14 protein-coding genes and 2 pseudogenes are annotated in these 17,063 nt (G+C 56.0%); 3 read left to right on the top strand and 13 right to left on the bottom strand.

The genetic code is table 11. The features are described 5' to 3' along the window. Nucleotides 1-9 precede the first annotated feature (9 nt). The 8 genes from urtD to dcp form a co-directional block, all read right to left on the bottom strand. Complete coding sequence (urtD, locus tag C2U54_RS16080) at nt 10-807, bottom strand: urea ABC transporter ATP-binding protein UrtD (protein ID WP_103179546.1); 798 nt, start codon at nt 805-807, stop codon at nt 10-12. After that, nucleotides 807-1,880: an urea ABC transporter permease subunit UrtC gene (gene urtC / locus C2U54_RS16075; protein ID WP_103179545.1), complete on the bottom strand. Its 1,074-nt coding sequence runs from the start codon at nt 1,878-1,880 to the stop codon at nt 807-809. Before urtC ends, urtD begins: the two co-directional genes overlap by 1 nt. Further along, nucleotides 1,880-3,454 carry an urea ABC transporter permease subunit UrtB gene (urtB, locus tag C2U54_RS16070; protein ID WP_103179544.1) on the bottom strand — a complete coding sequence of 525 codons (1,575 nt, stop codon included), beginning with the start codon at nt 3,452-3,454 and terminating at the stop codon, nt 1,880-1,882. Before urtB ends, urtC begins: the two co-directional genes overlap by 1 nt. A gap of 23 nt (nt 3,455-3,477) precedes the next feature. Further along, nucleotides 3,478-4,749, bottom strand: a complete 1,272-nt coding sequence (gene urtA, locus C2U54_RS16065; protein WP_103179543.1) for an urea ABC transporter substrate-binding protein — start codon at nt 4,747-4,749, stop codon at nt 3,478-3,480. 203 nt (nt 4,750-4,952) lie between these two features. After that, nucleotides 4,953-6,056: a cobalamin-independent methionine synthase II family protein gene (locus C2U54_RS16060; protein WP_103179542.1), complete on the bottom strand. Its 1,104-nt coding sequence runs from the start codon at nt 6,054-6,056 to the stop codon at nt 4,953-4,955. A gap of 315 nt (nt 6,057-6,371) precedes the next feature. Then, nucleotides 6,372-6,695, bottom strand: coding sequence for a hypothetical protein (locus C2U54_RS16055; RefSeq protein WP_103179541.1), 324 nt, complete (start codon nt 6,693-6,695; stop codon nt 6,372-6,374). 114 nt (nt 6,696-6,809) lie between these two features. Then, nucleotides 6,810-6,944 (bottom strand): hypothetical protein, encoded by a 135-nt coding sequence (locus tag C2U54_RS27755; RefSeq protein WP_231736623.1) that lies wholly within the window; start codon nt 6,942-6,944, stop codon nt 6,810-6,812. 909 nt (nt 6,945-7,853) lie between these two features. Beyond that, the gene (gene dcp / locus C2U54_RS16045) at nt 7,854-9,899 is read right to left on the bottom strand and encodes a peptidyl-dipeptidase Dcp (RefSeq protein WP_103179540.1); all 2,046 of its coding nucleotides are present in this window, start codon (nt 9,897-9,899) and stop codon (nt 7,854-7,856) included. A gap of 153 nt (nt 9,900-10,052) precedes the next feature. On the opposite strand from dcp, the gene ydfG reads away from it, so the two are divergent. Together ydfG and C2U54_RS16035 are read left to right on the top strand one after the other, a co-directional pair. After that, on the top strand, nt 10,053-10,799 hold the full coding sequence (gene ydfG / locus C2U54_RS16040) for a bifunctional NADP-dependent 3-hydroxy acid dehydrogenase/3-hydroxypropionate dehydrogenase YdfG (protein ID WP_103179539.1): 747 nt from the start codon (nt 10,053-10,055) through the stop codon (nt 10,797-10,799). Nucleotides 10,800-10,890: 91 nt separating this feature from the next. Next, nucleotides 10,891-11,577, top strand: coding sequence for a GntR family transcriptional regulator (locus C2U54_RS16035; protein WP_103179538.1), 687 nt, complete (start codon nt 10,891-10,893; stop codon nt 11,575-11,577). Between the two features lie 42 nt (nt 11,578-11,619). Here the strand turns inward: C2U54_RS16035 and C2U54_RS16030 are convergent, their stop codons facing one another. Together C2U54_RS16030 and C2U54_RS16025 are read right to left on the bottom strand one after the other, a co-directional pair. Beyond that, the gene (locus C2U54_RS16030) at nt 11,620-13,080 is read right to left on the bottom strand and encodes a mannitol dehydrogenase family protein (RefSeq protein ID WP_103179537.1); all 1,461 of its coding nucleotides are present in this window, start codon (nt 13,078-13,080) and stop codon (nt 11,620-11,622) included. 320 nt (nt 13,081-13,400) lie between these two features. Beyond that, a pseudogene (locus C2U54_RS16025) lies at nt 13,401-14,696 on the bottom strand (MFS transporter); the annotation flags it as partial. Between the two features lie 228 nt (nt 14,697-14,924). Between C2U54_RS16025 and C2U54_RS16020 the strand changes: the two are divergent. Continuing rightward, nucleotides 14,925-15,041 (top strand): annotated as a pseudogene (locus tag C2U54_RS16020) (DinI-like family protein); the annotation flags it as partial. An 85-nt stretch (nt 15,042-15,126) separates the two neighbouring features. Here the strand turns inward: C2U54_RS16020 and C2U54_RS16015 are convergent. The 3 genes from C2U54_RS16015 to C2U54_RS27750 form a co-directional block, all read right to left on the bottom strand. Continuing rightward, nucleotides 15,127-15,537, bottom strand: a complete 411-nt coding sequence (locus C2U54_RS16015) for a hemerythrin domain-containing protein (RefSeq protein WP_103179535.1) — start codon at nt 15,535-15,537, stop codon at nt 15,127-15,129. A gap of 191 nt (nt 15,538-15,728) precedes the next feature. Further along, on the bottom strand, nt 15,729-16,061 hold the full coding sequence (locus C2U54_RS16010; protein WP_103179534.1) for a hypothetical protein: 333 nt from the start codon (nt 16,059-16,061) through the stop codon (nt 15,729-15,731). Continuing rightward, the gene (locus C2U54_RS27750) at nt 16,061-16,300 is read right to left on the bottom strand and encodes a hypothetical protein (protein ID WP_103179533.1); all 240 of its coding nucleotides are present in this window, start codon (nt 16,298-16,300) and stop codon (nt 16,061-16,063) included. Before C2U54_RS27750 ends, C2U54_RS16010 begins: the two co-directional genes overlap by 1 nt. Nucleotides 16,301-17,063 lie beyond the last annotated feature (763 nt).

The following is a 17,063-nucleotide window of genomic DNA, read 5'->3' as shown; positions in this document are numbered from 1 at the left end:
CCGCGCTCCTTAGCGTCCAAGATAGACTTCAATCACCTGTTCGTTGGCCTGCACGTCGCGCAGCGACCCCTCCGCCAGCACCCGGCCCTGATGGAGCACCGTCACGTGATCGGCAATGGTTTCAACAAAACCCATGTCATGCTCCACCACCATCAGGGAGTGTTTACCCGCCAGGGTGCGGAACAGCTCGGCGGTATACTCGGTTTCGGCGTCGGTCATCCCCGCGGCCGGCTCATCGAGCAGCAGGAGATGCGGCTCCTGCACCAGCAGCATGCCGATCTCCAGAAACTGCTTCTGGCCGTGGGACAGCAGCCCCGCCCGGCGATGCCGCTCCCCGCCGAGGCGCAGCAGGCTCAGCATCTCGTTGATCCGGTCCCCCTGCTCGCTGCTCAGCCGGGCGCGCAGGCTGGCCCACACCGATTTATCCCCTTTCATCGCCAGCTCAAGGTTCTCCCATACCGTCAGGGCCTCAAACACTGTTGGCTTCTGGAATTTGCGCCCGATGCCCTGGCGGGCAATGGCTATCGGGTCGAGGGTGGTGAGATCTGTTGTCTGATCGTAAATCGCCCGCCCGCTCTGGGGCCGCGTTTTACCGGTGATAACATCCATCAGGGTGGTTTTCCCGGCGCCGTTGGGACCAATCACGCAGCGCAGCTCCCCCACGCCAATATTAAGCGACAGATCGGTAAGCGCTTTAAACCCGTCAAAGCTGACGTTGATCCCCTCCAGCTGCAACACCGGGTCGGTTTGATCGCGGTAACGATCTCCGGGAAGCTGGCGGGTAAATAACGCTTCGGCTGGCTGCATTATTTATCTCCTTTGCGTAACAGGCCCGTGACCCCGCGCGGTAAAAACAGCGTGACGGCAATAAAGATCAGCCCCAGAAACAGCTGCCAGTACTCCGGCATCACCACGGTAAAGAGGCTTTTTGCGCCGTTGACCAATGCCGCGCCAATTACCGGGCCGATCAGGGTTCCGCGTCCGCCGAGGGCCACCCAGATCGCCGCTTCGATGGAGTTGGTAGGCGACATCTCGCCGGGGTTGATAATGCCCACCTGCGGAACGTAGAGCGCCCCGGCCAGTCCGCACAGCACCGCGGACAGGGTCCAGACCAGCAGTTTGAAACCGCGGGGATCGTAGCCGCAGAAGGTGAGCCGGTTTTCCGCATCCCGCACCGCCGTCAGAATGCGACCAAACTTGCTTTTCGCCAGCGCATAGCCCACCGCCAGCGAGGCGGCCAGCAGTAGCACGGTGGCAATAAACAATCCGATACGCGTGGTGGTGGCGGTCACGGAAAAGCCCAGCAGCGTGGTAAATCCGGTAAACCCGTTGTTGCCGCCAAAGCCCGTTTCATTGCGGAAGAACAGCAACATTCCGGCGAAGGTCAGCGCCTGGGTCATGATCGAAAAGTAGACCCCCTTAATCTTCGAGCGGAAGGCAAACCAGCCGAACAGCAGCGCCAGCAGGCCCGGAACCAGCACAATCAGCACCAGCGCCCAGGCGAAATGTTGGGTGCCCCACCAGTACCAGGGCAATTCGCTCCAGGAGAGGAACGACATAAACGCCGGTAATCCGTCGCCTGCGGCCTGACGCATCAGGTACATTCCCATGGCGTAGCCGCCGAGGGCAAAAAAGAGACCGTGGCCGAGCGAGAGCATCCCGGCGTAGCCCCACACCAGATCAAGGGCCACGGCGACAACGGCGTAACAGAGAATTTTGCCTACCAGGGTCAGCATCCAGGTCGAAACGGCCAGCGGATGGCTGGCGGGCAGCAGCGCCAGAAACGGCAGCACCAGCAGTGCCGCCAGAATCACGGCGCCGAGTATCGGTACGCTGCGCGGCGCCTTGCGCGCCAGCGTTAAGGTCAGTGGCTGGCTCATCAGTCAATTACCCTCCCTTTCAGTGCAAATAACCCCTGCGGGCGCTTCTGAATAAACAGAACGATCGCCACCAGAATCACGATTTTGCCGAGCACGGCACCCATCTGCGGCTCAAGGATCTTGTTGAAAATCCCCAATCCAAAGGCGGCCGCCACGCTGCCAGCCAGTTGACCCACACCGCCGAGTACCACCACGAGGAAGGAGTCAATAATGTAGCCCTGACCCAGCTCCGGCCCGACGTTCCCCAGTTGCGACAGCGCCACGCCGCCGAGCCCGGCAATCCCGGAGCCCAGCCCAAAAGCCAGCATATCGACGCGCCCGGTGGGCACTCCGCAGCAGGCGGCCATGCTGCGGTTCTGCGTTACCGCCCGCACGTTCAGCCCCAGACGGGTTTTGTTGAGGATGAGCCAGGTGAAAAACAGCACCAGCAGTACAAAGCCCAGCACCACCAGTCGGTTCCACGGCAGGATCAGGCCGGCATAGACCTGCACGCCGCCGGAGAGCCATGCCGGGTTCGCCACTTCGAGGTTCTGGGCCCCGAAGAGCATGCGCACCAGCTGGATCAGCATCAGGCTGATACCCCAGGTGGCGAGCAGCGTCTCCAGCGGACGGCCATACAGATGACGGATCACCGTGCGCTCAAGGGCCATACCTACCGTCGCCGTCAGCATGAACGCCACCGGCAGCGCCACCAGCGGATAAAAGGTGAGCCATTGCGGGGTAAACTGCGCCATCGCCTGCTGCACCAGCCAGGTGGCGTAAGCCCCGAGCATCAGCATCTCCCCGTGCGCCATATTGATCACCCCCAGCAAGCCATAGGTGATCGCCAGCCCGAGCGCGGCCAGCAGCAGAATGGAACCCAGCGACAGCCCCATAAACGCCTGCCCCAGCAGGTCGCTTATCGTCTGACGATGCTGGATCTGGCGCAGGCTTTCCGCCGCGGCCTCGCGTACTTCACCATCCGGCTCCGTCTGGGCGTGGGTATAGGGCAGCAGGCGGGCCTGCACTTCCGGGTCGCTCGATTCTCCCAGCAGCGTCACCGCCTGCTTGCGCACCGCGGGTTGCGGGCTGGTCAGTTGCAGACTGGCGACGGCGAGGCTCAGCACCTGCCGCACCCCATCGTCCTTTTCACTTGCCAGCTGGCGTTGTAAAAACGGCAGCATCTGCGGCTGGGGATCGCGCTGAAGCTGGCGCGCCGCCGCCAGCCTTTCGGTGACACTGTCACCTGTCAGCTGATGAGTCGCGAGCGCGGTGGCGGCCAGCACCCTCAGGCGGTTGGTCAGACGCACCGCTTTAGGTAAGCCCTGCGCCTGAGCGGCATCACCGAGGGGGATTAACCCGCCCGCCTGGCGGGTAAAAGCGTGTTTGTCGTCGTCGACAACGACATTCTCTTGCTTCAACGCCCGCAGCAGCGGCAGCCTGGCCGGATCCGGCGCGGCGGCCCACTGCTCCAGCAGAACGGCCTGCTGGCTGCGGCTGGCGGCAACAAAGTTATCGGCGTCCGTTGCCTGCGCCATCCCTGGCAGCAGTCCGGCAAGCCATACGAGAGCGAAGATCGTGCGCATGACGTTCATGGCTTTACCTCTCTGATCCGGATTCAGTTGCTGGCGGTTTTAATCGGCGTATCGGGTTTTTTGTCGTTTCCGGCGATGAACGGGCTCCACGGCTGGGCGCGTATCGGCGCTTCGGTCTGCCACACCACGTTAAACTGGCCATTGCCTTCGATTTCACCGATCATCACCGGCTTATGCAGATGGTGGTTGGTGGCATCCATGGTCAGGGTGAAGCCCGACGGGGCTTTAAAGGACTGGCCCGCCATCGCCGCACGCACTTTATCCACGTCGGTGGTGCCCGCTTTTTCTACCGCCTGGGCCCACATGTGGATGCCTACGTAGGTGGCTTCCATCGGATCGTTGGTCACGACCGTATCGGCGTTTGGCAGCTTCTGCGTTTTGGCCCAGTTTTTGTACGCCGCAACGAAGGTCTGGTTGGCCGGGTTATCCACCGATTCGAAGTAGTTCCACGCCGCCAGGTTGCCCACCAGCGGTTTGGTGTCGATGCCGCGCAGCTCCTCTTCCCCCACCGAGAAGGCGACAACCGGTACCTCGGTAGCTTTTACGCCCTGGTTCGCCAGCTCTTTATAGAAAGGTACGTTGGAGTCGCCGTTGATGGTAGAGACCACCGCGGTTTTGCCTGCGGCAGAGAATTTCTTGATGCTGGCGACGATGGTCTGGTAATCGCTGTGGCCGAACGGGGTGTAGACCTCTTCGATATCTTTATCCTGGACCCCTTTAGAGTGCAGGAAGGCGCGCAGAATTTTGTTGGTGGTGCGCGGGTAGACGTAGTCGGTGCCGAGCAGGAAGAAGCGCTTCGCCGCCCCGCCGTCTTCGCTCATCAGGTACTCCACCGCCGGGATAGCCTGTTGGTTAGGCGCTGCCCCGGTGTAGAAGACGTTCGGCGACATCTCTTCCCCTTCGTACTGCACCGGGTAGAACAGCAGACCGTTCAGCTCCTCAAATACCGGCAGGACCGATTTACGCGACACCGAGGTCCAGCAGCCAAACACCGCCGCCACTTTATCCTGGCTTAACAGCTGGCGAGCCTTCTCGGCAAACAGCGGCCAGTTGGAGGCGGGGTCCACCACCACCGGCTCCAGTTTTTTACCCAGCACGCCGCCTTTGGCGTTGATTTCGTCGATGGTCATCAGCGCCACGTCCTTAAGCGGCGTTTCGGAAATCGCCATCGTTCCGGAGAGGGAGTGCATGATGCCAATTTTAATGGTGTCGGCGGCCTGCACGCTGAAACTCATCCCCATGGCCACCACAGAGGCCGACAAAGCAAAAGCTTTTAACAAGGTACGACGATGCATAATTTTCACTCCTGAAAAGAAACGCTGTGCGAAATCGTCCGTTACGGCGTGGACGCAGAAAAAGCATTCAGGATGAGACAGAGCAAAAAGGATGCCAGATCGAATAGAGAGCAGAATCAGTGGGCTGGAGAGGATTTTTGAAGCAGGCGCGGATCAGAATGGCACAGCGTTGCACTTTATTAATGCAACGCTGTGAGAAGCGGTTACCAGACTTCGCTGGCGATTTGCGTGACCAGACGCACCTTGTCCCACTGCTGCGCTTCGGTCAGGGCGTTCCCCTCTTCGGTGGAGGCAAAGCCGCACTGCGGGCTGAGGCAGATCTGATCTTTCGCGACATACTTCGCCGCCTCTTCCAGACGCGCTTTCACCCCTTCCGGGTTCTCCAGCTCGCCGCTTTTGGTGGTGATCAGACCCAGCACCACCTGCTGCTTGCCCGGACGGATAAAGCGTAACGGGGCAAAATCGCCGCTGCGATCGTTGTCGTATTCCAGGAAGAAAGCATCGACGTTGACGGTACCAAACAGAATCTCGGCCACCGGCTCGTAGCCCCCTTCTGAAATCCAGGTCGAGCGGAAGTTGCCGCGGCAGACGTGCAGCCCGATGGTCAGATCGTCCGGCTTGCCCTCCAGCGCCTTGTTCAGCACACGGGCATAGGTACGCGCCAGCTGGTCCGGGTCATCGCCCCGCTCACGGATCTGACGGCGCTGATCGTCCGAGCAGAGGTAGGCCCAGACGGTGTCGTCCAGCTGTAGATTACGGCAACCCGCGTCGTAGAAGGCGTGGATAGCATCGCGCCAGGTCTGCGCCAGATCGTCGAAGTAGACCTCCAGATCCGGGTAGACCGTAGCGTCGATGACCTTACGCCCACCGCGGAAATGCAGCACGCTCGGGCTTGGGATGGTCATCTTCGGCTGGGCATTACCGCTGATGCTTTGCAGATAGCGGAAGTCGTCGAGCATCGGATGGCTGCCGAAGCCCAGTTTGCCGGTGACGCGCACGCCGTGGGCTTTGGTCTGCACGCCGTTAAACTGAATGCCTTGCTCAGATTCGTAGCGCTCCACCCCCTGCAGGCCGTCGAAGAAATCAAAGTGCCACCAGGCGCGACGAAACTCGCCGTCGGTCACCACCTGCAGGCCGCAGGCGCACTGCTGTTCAACCACGTGGCGAATCGCCTCGTCTTCTACCGCACGCAGCTGCTGCGCGTTAATCTCACCGCTGGCGAACTGGATCCGCGCCTGCTTGATGGCGTCGGGACGTAAGAAGCTGCCTACCACATCGGCACGGTACGGGGCGTGTTGTCGCTGCATGATTTTCTCCTTTAACTGCCGCCAGGTAGTTGCCGACAGTGATAATTCATCTCTTGAAGTTTTAGCCTTCTGGACGGCTAAATGTCTAAAAAAGATGTCACAGTGTCGGACTGACGGCAAACGAGAAAAATTCACTGGTGTTGAAAAAAATTCATGTTGCGGCTGATAAGCAAAAAAAACCGCCAGAGACTGGCGGTAAATGCTTGCATGGATAGATTTGTATTTTGCTATCTACGGACCCGGTATTCCATACCTGGCTGCGGATCGTAAATAAGCTAGCATGGGGAAGATAAATAAAGACTAAACAACGTTGCGCTATAGCTGCGGGCTGTTTGCTCTTTTAAATTGCCAGGCGCGGGATAAAAGCCAGAGAAGGGTGCAGGCAACCACCGGCACCAGCCAGTCGAGCAGGCTGGCGACGTTCCAGACCTGCCAGTCAAACCCGCCCCACCACGGCATATTGGCGCGCTTGCCGTGACCAAACAGGGCAATCCAGCGGTATTCAGCCTGAGTCTGTTCCCGGGCGACAAACCACAGCGAACCCAACGCCCCGCCCGTGCCCCACCGATTCCATTTCAGACCGCACAGACACTGGACAATAAGTGCCGCTAATGCGTGCATAAAAGGGGAAAAATCCATTACGTCTCCAGCCACTCCCGTTGTGCATTGTTTTCCAGTTTAATCTTTTACCTTTAGACAACATAGCTGTGCACGCTTTACATAAAAAACCGCCCGAAGGCGGTTATTAAATTTTTATAGCGGTCTCCTGGTGATATCAGGGTCATCCTCGACCAGCGGGTCATTCACATCAGGTGTGTCAGGAATATCATCATCAGGAAGCGGTTCATCATCAGGAAGAGGATCAACGTAATCTGGACGATCGGTCATAAAACCTCCGTCAAACTTGGTTATGAGAGTCTACTTAGACTTACCCGGTTTCTGTTTGGACTGGTCATCTTTCGGGTTCTTTTGAGACTGCTTAGATTGATCTCTGTTTGAACCTTGCTCATTGGATTTCATTTTGAACTCCTGTTGGCATATGCGGCAAATCGCCACCTTTAAAATATAAGGCATGCTTATGGTTATATCGAGCGAGGCGAGAGGATAAACAGAAGGTTCAACTGAGCTGGCAGATGCATCTTTCAGGTGAAAAAGCCGGGCACTGCGCCCGGTTCTGTTTTCAGCCTGAAAAAGCGCTTACGCACTCAACCCGCGATTCCCCACCACTGTTCAATCTGCGGATCGTGCCCCCGCCACTGGCGATAAAGTTCAGCTAAATCAGTACGATTCCCGCGGGACAAAGTCGCCCTACGGAATCACAAGCATATTGCTTACCTTCAGACGTTGTCCGGGTGCTGCGTTGCGCTATGCGCTTATAGTCCCAGGTATGGGGATTTCAGATGCGAAAAAGCCCCGGCTAAATGCCGGGGATTAAAGGGGTTGGCCTGACCTCGCGGATAATTCCAACTTACCGCCGTCCATTGGCGACGAGGCCAGTGGCGCGGGATGTTATAGATAACAGTTAATTGGAAATTAGCTCTTAGTGCTCATATTGCTGGTGGTAATGGATCACTGATTACTTTTGCCTCACCGTTGTCGCAAATATCATCGCCCTGGGTCAGATTCCAGATACGAGTAATGATTTGGCCCATTTCCAGACCTTCGGTTTCACCATGGGTATAATAGTCGCCAGCGGGTCAATATCGTGGGCTATCGCGAATCATAACGACGACTGGGTGTAAGTGGACAAAAAAACCGGGCATCGCGCCCGGTTCTGTTTTCAGCCTTAAAAAGCCCTTACGAACTCAACCCGCGATTAACCAGCATCGGTTCAATCTTCGGATCCTGCCCGCGCCACGCGCGATAAAGTTCAGCTAAATCAGTGCTGTTCCCACGGGATAAAATCGCCTCGCGGAATTTTTGCCCGTTTTCGCGGGTCAGTCCACCCTCTTCCACGAACCACTGATAGCCGTCATCGGCCAGCATTTGCGTCCAGAGATAGGCATAGTAGCCCGCCGCGTAGCCGCCCCCGAAGATATGGGCGAAATAGCTGCTGCGATAGCGCGGCGGCACGGCCGGGAGATCCAGCTGTTCGCGTTCCAGCGCCGTGGCTTCGAACGCCTCCACATCTGCTGGCGCTTCGCTGGCGGTTATTCCGTGCCAGTTCATGTCCAGCAGCGCGGCGCTGAGCAGCTCGGTCATGTCATAGCCTTTATTAAACTGGGTGGCGCTGACCATTTTCTCCCGCAGGGCGTCGGGCATCGGCTCCCCGGTTTCGTAATGGCGGGCATAATGGGCAAAGACCTCGGGGTGGCTGGCCCAGTGTTCGTTTATTTGCGACGGGAACTCTACGAAATCCCGCGGCGTATTAGTGCCAGAGAGCGTGGCGTAACGCTGGCTGGCAAACAAACCGTGCAGGGTGTGGCCAAATTCGTGGAACAGGGTGATCACATCATCCCACGAGATTAGCGCTGGCTGGCCTTCCGCCGGTTTTTGATAGTTGCAGACGTTGTAGATTACCGGCCGCGACCCGGCTTCATGGGATTGCTCGATAAAGTTACCCATCCACGCCCCGCCGCCTTTCGAGTCGCGGGCGAAGAAGTCACCGTAAAAGAGCGCCATCCCTTCTCCGTGATGATCGAAGATCTCCCAGACTCGCACGTCAGGGTGGTAGACAGGGATATCCCTGCGCTCGGCAAATGTAATGCCGAAAAGGCGCGTCGCCGCCCAGAAGACGCCGTCTGTCAGCACCGTATTGAGGGCAAAATAGGGTTTGACCTGCGACTCGTCCAGGGCGTACTTCGCCAGGCGCACACGTTCGGCATAAAAGGCCCAGTCCCAGGCCTGAACCTGAAAATGGCCCTGCTCTTCATCAATCACTTTCTGAATGTCGGCCTGCTCCTGCAGGGCGCGACCGCGCGCGGCAGGAACGATACCCCGCATAAACTGCAGCGCGGCGTCGGGGGTTTTCGCCATCTGATCGGCAATTTTCCAGCTGGCGTAGCTACCATAGCCCAGCAGTTCAGCCTGACGCGCCCGGAGCGCCACCAGACGTGCGACCACCTCGCGGGTATCGTTGGCATCATTTTTTTGCGTGCGCAGCCAGCCCGCTTTGAAGAGGTTTTCTCTGGTCTGACGATCGCGTAGCTGTTGCAGAGCCGGCTGTTGCGTGGTGTTCAGCAGCGGAATGAGCCAGCGATCGCTGAGTCCCTTCTCCGCTGCGGCCTCGGCAGCCGCGGCCTGTTCCGCCGGGCTCAGGCCATCCAGTTGATGCTGATAATCCACCACCAGCCCACCCGCCTTGTCTGCCGCCAGCAGACGCTGGTTAAACTGGCTGGTCAGGCTGGCTGATTCGGTATTGAGCGTTTTAAGCTCCTGCTTTTGCGCCTCCTCCAGCCGGGCCCCGGCCAGAATAAAGCGCTGATGAAGCACCTCAATAAGCCGCAGGGACTCGGCATCCGGCGCCATCGCCTGGCGGTCATTATAGATGGCATCCACCCGGGCAAAGAGCGCGTCATTCAGCCAGATATCGTTAGAGAGCGCCGCCAGTTCGGTTGAGATCGCCTCTTCCAGTTGCTGCAGATAATCATTGGTGTGCGCCGAAGTCATGGCAAAGAAGACGCTGCTTACCCGGCTCAGCAGCTCGCCGCTTTTCTCCAGCGCCAGTACGGTATTGGCAAAATCGGGGGCGTCTGCGGAACCGGCAATCGCCGCGATCTCCCTGCGCTTCTGACGAATGGCTTCATCAAAGGCTGGACGATAGTGTTCGTCGCGGATCAGATCAAACTGCGGCGCCTGGTACGGCAGCAGGCTGCTTGTGAAAAACGGATTAGTGCCAGACATAACAGACTCCTGAATAAGGTGAATTTCACCAGAGTAGGCCAGCCCGGCATGGGCTGCAATCTCTGTGGCCTTGAGGGCACGAAAAGTAACCTTACTCTGCGTCAGATCACATGCTATGGTAGTACTACACAAAAAGCGTTGAGGAACAGTGACATGATTATTTTAGTTACCGGGGCGACAGCAGGATTTGGTGAAAGCATTACGCGTCGCTTCGTCGCAAACGGCCATAAAGTGATTGCCACAGGCCGCCGTCAGGAGCGTCTGCAGGAGCTGAAAGAGGAGCTGGGCGACAGCATTCTGACCGCCCAGCTTGACGTGCGTAACCGTGCATCCATAGAAGAGATGATTGCCAATCTGCCGGCACAATGGCGTGACATCGACGTACTGGTCAACAACGCCGGGCTGGCGCTGGGTCTTGAGCCTGCGCACAAAGCCAGTGTGGAAGACTGGGAAACGATGATCGACACCAACAACAAAGGCCTGATCTATATGACCCGCGCCGTGCTGCCTGGCATGGTGGAGCGCAACCGTGGTCACGTGATCAACATCGGCTCGACCGCCGGTAGCTGGCCTTATGCGGGCGGCAACGTCTATGGCGCGACCAAAGCCTTTGTACGTCAGTTCAGCCTGAACCTGCGCACCGATCTGCACGGCACCGCTATCCGCGTGACGGATATCGAGCCGGGTCTGGTCGGCGGAACGGAGTTCTCCAACGTTCGCTTTAAAGGCGATGATGACAAAGCCGGTAAAACCTACGAAAACACCACCGCCCTCACCCCGGATGATGTCACTGAAGCCGTCTGGTGGGTGGCGACGTTGCCGAAGCACGTCAACATCAACACCGTTGAAATGATGCCGGTGACGCAGAGCTTTGCTGGCCTGAGCGTTCATCGCGGATGATCTTTCCCCGCCCGGCTTGCGGGCCGGGTCTGGGATACCGGGTAAAAGAATGGTAGTATTTCCGGGTTAACCCTCTGAGAAATCACATCGAATGGCCGCTGAATCGCAACTTAATCCGACACAACCCGTAAATCAGCAAATTTATCGTATTTTGCGCAGCGATATTGTGCATTGCCTGATCCCGCCGGGCACCCCTTTATCAGAAAAAGAGGTGTCGGTACGCTTTGATGTCTCCCGTCAGCCGGTTCGCGAAGCCTTTATCAAGCTGGCGGAAAATGGCCTGATTCAGATCCGCCCCCAGCGCGGCAGTTACGTTAACAAGATCTCCCTCAGTCAGGTACAGAACGGCTGTTTTGTCCGCCAGGCCATCGAGTGCGCCGTGGTCCGTCGTGCGGCAACCCTGGTCGACGATCATCAGTGCTATCAGCTGGAGCAGAATCTGCATCAGCAGCGTATCGCCATTGAACGTAAACAGCTGAATGACTTCTTCCTGCTCGACGACGAATTTCATCAGAAGCTGGCGCAAATTGCTGGCTGTCAGCTGGCGTGGGATACCATCGAGAACATCAAGGCGACCATGGACCGGGTGCGTTACATGAGCCTTAATCACGTATCACCGCCAGAGATGCTGCTGCGCCAGCATCTGGATATTTTCCATGCCCTGGAAAAGCGTGACGCCGATGCGGTAGAAAAAGCGATGACCCTGCATCTGCAGGAAATTGGCGAGTCAGTGCAGTTAATTCGTCAGGAAAATAGTGACTGGTTTAGCGAAGAGTAACGAAAATGAATGCCGCCATAGCGGCGGCATTCGGCATAATAATTAGCCCGCGATATAGTGGGCCACAGCGGCTTTCGCCCCCTTCTCCAGCAACATTTGATACGCCCCGGTTACCGCCTCGACAAAAGTCGCATCCTGCGGCAGTTCATTACCAAAGATCGCCTCAATACCCATCAGCGCCTTCACGCGGGATACCCCTTCAGCACTGCCGTTTACCGCCGCCTGGATCACCGGCAACAGCGGATCGCACACCTCGATGGCTTCGCCGCGCTCATCCACGCCGCCGACATAGCGCATCCAGCCGGCAATACCCAGCGCCAGTAGCGGGAATGGTTTCTGGTGCACACGGTGCCAGCGCACTGAATCAAGCATACGCTGCGGCAGCTTCTGGCTGCCATCCATCGCGATCTGCCAGGTCCGGTGGCGCAGCGCCGGGTTACTGTAACGGTCGATCAGCAGATCGGCATAACGCTCCAGGTCTACACCGGTCACTTTCAGCGTCGGCGCCTGCTCGTTTAACATCAGCGCACGGGCGGCGCGCTTGTAGTTCGCATCCTCCATGCAGTCGTTGATGTGTTGATAGCCCGCCAGATAGCCCAGATACGCCAGGAAGGAGTGGCTGCCGTTCAGCATGCGCAGCTTCATCTCTTCAAACGGAATAACATCCGCCACCAGTTCGGCCCCGGCTTTTTCCCACGCCGGACGACCCGCAACAAAGTTGTCTTCAATCACCCACTGGCGGAACGGCTCGCAGGCCACACCTGCCGGATCGCGCACACCGGTAATCTCTTCAATTTTATTCAGCGTGTCGGCAGTCACGGCGGGCACGATACGGTCGACCATGGTTGACGGGAAGGTGACGTTGGCTTCGATCCACTCCGCCAGCTCAGCGCTGACCGCGCGGGCATAGGCGCAGGTAACATTGCGCATGACGTGGCCGTTCTCCGGCATATTGTCGCAGGACATCACGGTGAAAGCGGGCAGCCCGGCGTTTTTACGTCGCGCCAGCGCTTCCACCACCACGCCTACAGCCGAAACAGGCTGATGAGGACTCTGCAGATCGGCTGCGATCAATGGATGATCCAGCATCAGCTGCCCGGTCGCCGGGGCGTGACAGTACCCTTTTTCAGTAATGGTTAACGAGACGATCGCCACCTGCGGTTCACAGAGGGCGGACAGCACCGCTTCAAGACCATCCACCTGGGCATGCAGCGCCTTTTTGACCACGCCCACCACTCGCGCTGTCCACGCATCAGCGGACATTTCAGCAACGGTGAAGAGATTATCCTGCGCCTTAAGATCGGCTATCTGCTGCTCGCCGCCAATCAGATTGACCTCGCAATAGCCCCAGTCACTGCCATGTTCGGCAGCGAGGATATCGGTATAAACCGCCTGATGCGCGCGGTGGAAGGCGCCAAAGCCCAGATGCACGATGCGCGTTTGCAGAGTATCCCGGTTGTAGTGAGGAAGCGTAGCTTGCGCCTGTAATAACGGATTTTTCATGATAGTACTCGTTAATGTATTTAAGCGATAAATCCGGGCCGGCTTGACTCCATGACCCGGCTTACTAACCCAACTAGAATGGTAGATGGCGTAAAAAAATCTCTGCCGTTAACCATACTGATTGTTGATATAGCGATATTGATTTACGTTAACTTTTCGCCATCTGGTGTGACATCAATTAAAAGTTGTGTGACAGCATTTGAATAAAAACGTAATGCTATGAACCATTGATGCGAAGGAGACAGCGGGATAGTCATTAACGCAGGCTTTGACAGGGTTAAAAAAGACTCCCCTGCGTATAACAGAGGAGTCGTCAGCAACTACGAGATGACGCGGTGTTTACCGTTGATCTTTAGCGCAGCAGCTTTATCGTCCGCAGCATCGTCCAGCGCGCTCAGCTCGCGATCGCAGACCTCAGGCATCAGCAGGGCTGAGATCAGGCTGATGAAGGAGTAAACCATCACCATCACCACGATTGGCCACCAGGAGCCGGTCATGTTGCAGAAGATCCCCGCCAGTACCGGACCAAAACCAACTGCAATCAGACCACCCGCCTCTTTGGAAATCGCCATCCGGGTGAAGCGGTTACGGGAACCAAACATCTCGGCCATGGTGATGTTCTCCAGAGCAAAGAGCCCCAGCACCGCGAAGTTATGGATCACGATAATCGAGGTCATGATCACGCCAGGGGTGTACGATTTGTCGACAATAATCGACAGCATCGGGTAGACCAGAATAATGGCGGAAATGCTCAGCAAAATATAAGGCAGACGACGACCAAATTTATCTGACAACCAGCCCAACAGCGGGATAGTAATAAAGCCGAGAATAGAGCTTATCATCAGGGCGTCGGTCGGGATGGCCTTATCAAACAAGAGCGTCTGGACCAGATACCCGGCGAGGAACGTCTGGATCAGGCCAGAGTTACCCGCCTGGCCGAAACGCAGACCGGTCGCCAGCCAGAATGATTTGCTTTTCAGCATCCCACCCAGGGTATTTTCTTCAACCGCAGCCTGCACAGACGCCTCGTCGGTATTAACCTGCTCAAATACCGGGCTTTCCTTGAGGTTCAAACGCAGCCAGATGGCAAAGATCATCACCACCACGCTGGCAAGGAAAGGCACACGCCATCCCCAGGCCAGCAGCTGTTCACGGTCGAGGGCAAAGAACATGACTGCCCAGATCGCCGTGGCGCTCAGGGTCCCGCAGTTAGTCCCCATCGCCACCAGAGAAGAGATGATGCCGCGTTTCCCTTTCGGCGCATATTCCGCCAGCATCGTGCCCGCACCGGAGATCTCCGCCCCTGCGCCCAGCCCCTGGATAATACGCAGCGTCACCAGCAGCACCGGCGCGAAAATACCAATTTGCGCATAGGTCGGCAGCGCACCAATCAGCGTGGTACAGATCCCCATCATGGTGATGGTGATAAACAGCACCTTCTTGCGCCCCACGCGGTCGCCCATTTTGCCGAAAACAAAAGCGCCAATGATACGGGCAATATAGCCTGCCCCATAGGTACCCATCGCCAGAATCAGCGCCATTGCCGCGGACTGTTCAGGGAAGAAGATTTCGTGAAAGACTAAGGCCGCGCCCAGCGAATAAAGCTGGAAGTCCATAATTTAAAGCGCTGTGACGGGTCTTTGTGGGATTGTCCTTAATTCCTGAGTATTTAACAGTAACTTGCCGCTCGTGAAATGCATCCATTTGTTCTTTTGCATATCACCTGCGGTACTTTTATGCCCCATCCATGCCCCATCCATGCCCCAATATAACAGCACACCACGCCATCATCCGTGATTAATGCCTTGCCTCTGAGCTTAGTGAACTGCGTTCGACAGCCGGGCAAATCGATGCAAACGAACGGCTTAAACAGAGATGCCAGCAAAAGCGATCGGGAGAAGCTGAACCGCATGCTGGAGGAAATGTTTGAAGAATCCGATATGTGGTTAGTTTCGGAGTAGTGCCAGCTTTTACCAAGTCCTTTTCATACCTTTCTGGATACGGGAAACCAAATTCCCGTATTGGATGAACCATTGCCGCCCTTTTTTAAAGCTGCTCTACCAGCGGATAAAAATTATGATCCTCGCGCTGCATTCGTTCATGCACCTTGCGCAACACTACATTCGCGTCGCGGCGAAATGCCTCGTCACAATTGATAAGCTTATTTGCCGTATTCCAGCGACGGGAAAACTTTTCATACTCGGCAACAATATCAGCCATCTCGCGCTGAAAACTTACGCTCATTGTTTTTAGCTTTTGATCGTTCACCTTTTCCAGATAAGGATATAAAAACTGATCTTCGGCAGAAAGGTGTACTTTAATCACAGAACTCATACTGATAACGGTTTGAGCGATTTCTTGCGCATGAGCCGTCACACCCGCCCGGCTAAGCTCCCTGAGGCGGCTAATTTTATGGATAATCTCGGCATGCTGGATCTTCATTTTATCAATATTCACTGGGGAATCCCTTAATGAGCTTTGCAATTTATAACATATATATTAAATGCATCTTTAAAAATAAGCAACCTGAGTTGTTTTTATTAAATTTTATAAATTTACGTTATGTAAATACATAATAAACAAAATTTGAATGCAAATATAAAGAGATCTATTGCCAATCTTCGGAATTTTTCTATCGTACATATGTCTCAAAACTGCGCCAATGCCGCCTCAGGAGATATCGCAGCATCAGTGCTGTTGATAAAGTGCATCACCCGCCTCATAACCTCAGCCTCTTCAGCTGCATCACCTTCGATCGCTTCGCCGTCATCCGTGATTAACGCTTTTTCCATGACCCGAGCGAACTGCGTACGCCCGCCGCTGAGGATCAGCAGCACCTGATTGTTTACCAGACGGCTGACAGGTTCGATCACCGCAAACCCGGTTGACGTTTCCAGGATGCGACTTTCGTTCGTGGTGCAAATGCTGGCCGGGGACAGGCGCTGCTCGACATAATCGGTGGCTGGAGATACGAAACCCATCAGTGAACCATCCCCATGTTGCGCAGGATCCAGTAGTGATTGTCGGTTCCGTCAGTTGTCTTATCCGTGAAATCTGGCTGGTAGCGTTGTATCCACTCGTTAGCGTCGGTCCGGCTGAAATGCCAATGGACCTTTGCCAGTTGTCGGATAAAGTCTTCAGTGCGCAAGCACCGGTAGCCCTTGGGGTTTAGCTGTATTGCGGCCACAAATGCGGCGTGAATGTCGGAACGGCGGGGCATGGTGACCTCTCAATTATTATTACTGTTTATTCACACAGTAATTTTAAGAAGGGGCCAGGGCAAGGAGGCTGTGCCTATTGATAATTACTGCTGAACATCTGCTTGTACTGCCGAATTAACCAAGCGAGTGCATAGAACTTTTTCGGAGACAGAGGTTAAGCCGATGCCGGGCATACTGGGAGAAGTTTTCGAAGAAGCCAATATGTGGCTGGTTTCGGAATGAGTCATGTAAACCCTTAAGGACTGCATCGATCATCGCAAGCCGCTTCGTGTCACAAATGATTAAACCACCTGTTTAGGCCATCGCCTTCTGCGCGGAGTTGGAAGGATGGAGCGCTTAGTAAGCCGGGTTCCGCATACGGAACATACCGCGCCGTGTGGCAGATTTTGCTCGGGATTGAAGGAGGTGAAAAAGAACCGATTACTTTTGCAAGCAGGACAGATGAATTTCATAACAAGTTTGCCCTCAGACTGTTGGCTGAACCAGCCTCAAAACCCTTTCAATGTGCTCAAATGAACATCACTTCACTGCCTTTATTATGCTTCTGGCCCGATACCAAAAGCCCCGGACAATACAGATATTTGGAGCCGGTTCAGGCGTCATTCTGAATGGTTTTAATGATGCTCCGGACCGCACCAGATGTTTAATAACGCCCTTGAAAGACCGATAAGCCCCGACACGATAAGCACAAACAAACCGGCTAAAAACGCAACATTTGCCATCCGAAACTCCTTATCAACGTCGTAAAAAAGGCCTGCCGAT

The sequence above is a fragment of the Leclercia sp. LSNIH1 genome (assembly GCF_002902985.1).
GTDB lineage: Bacteria > Pseudomonadota > Gammaproteobacteria > Enterobacterales > Enterobacteriaceae > Enterobacter.
Note: the sequence above shows the minus strand (reverse complement) of the source record. Positions and strands in the feature narration are given on the sequence as shown.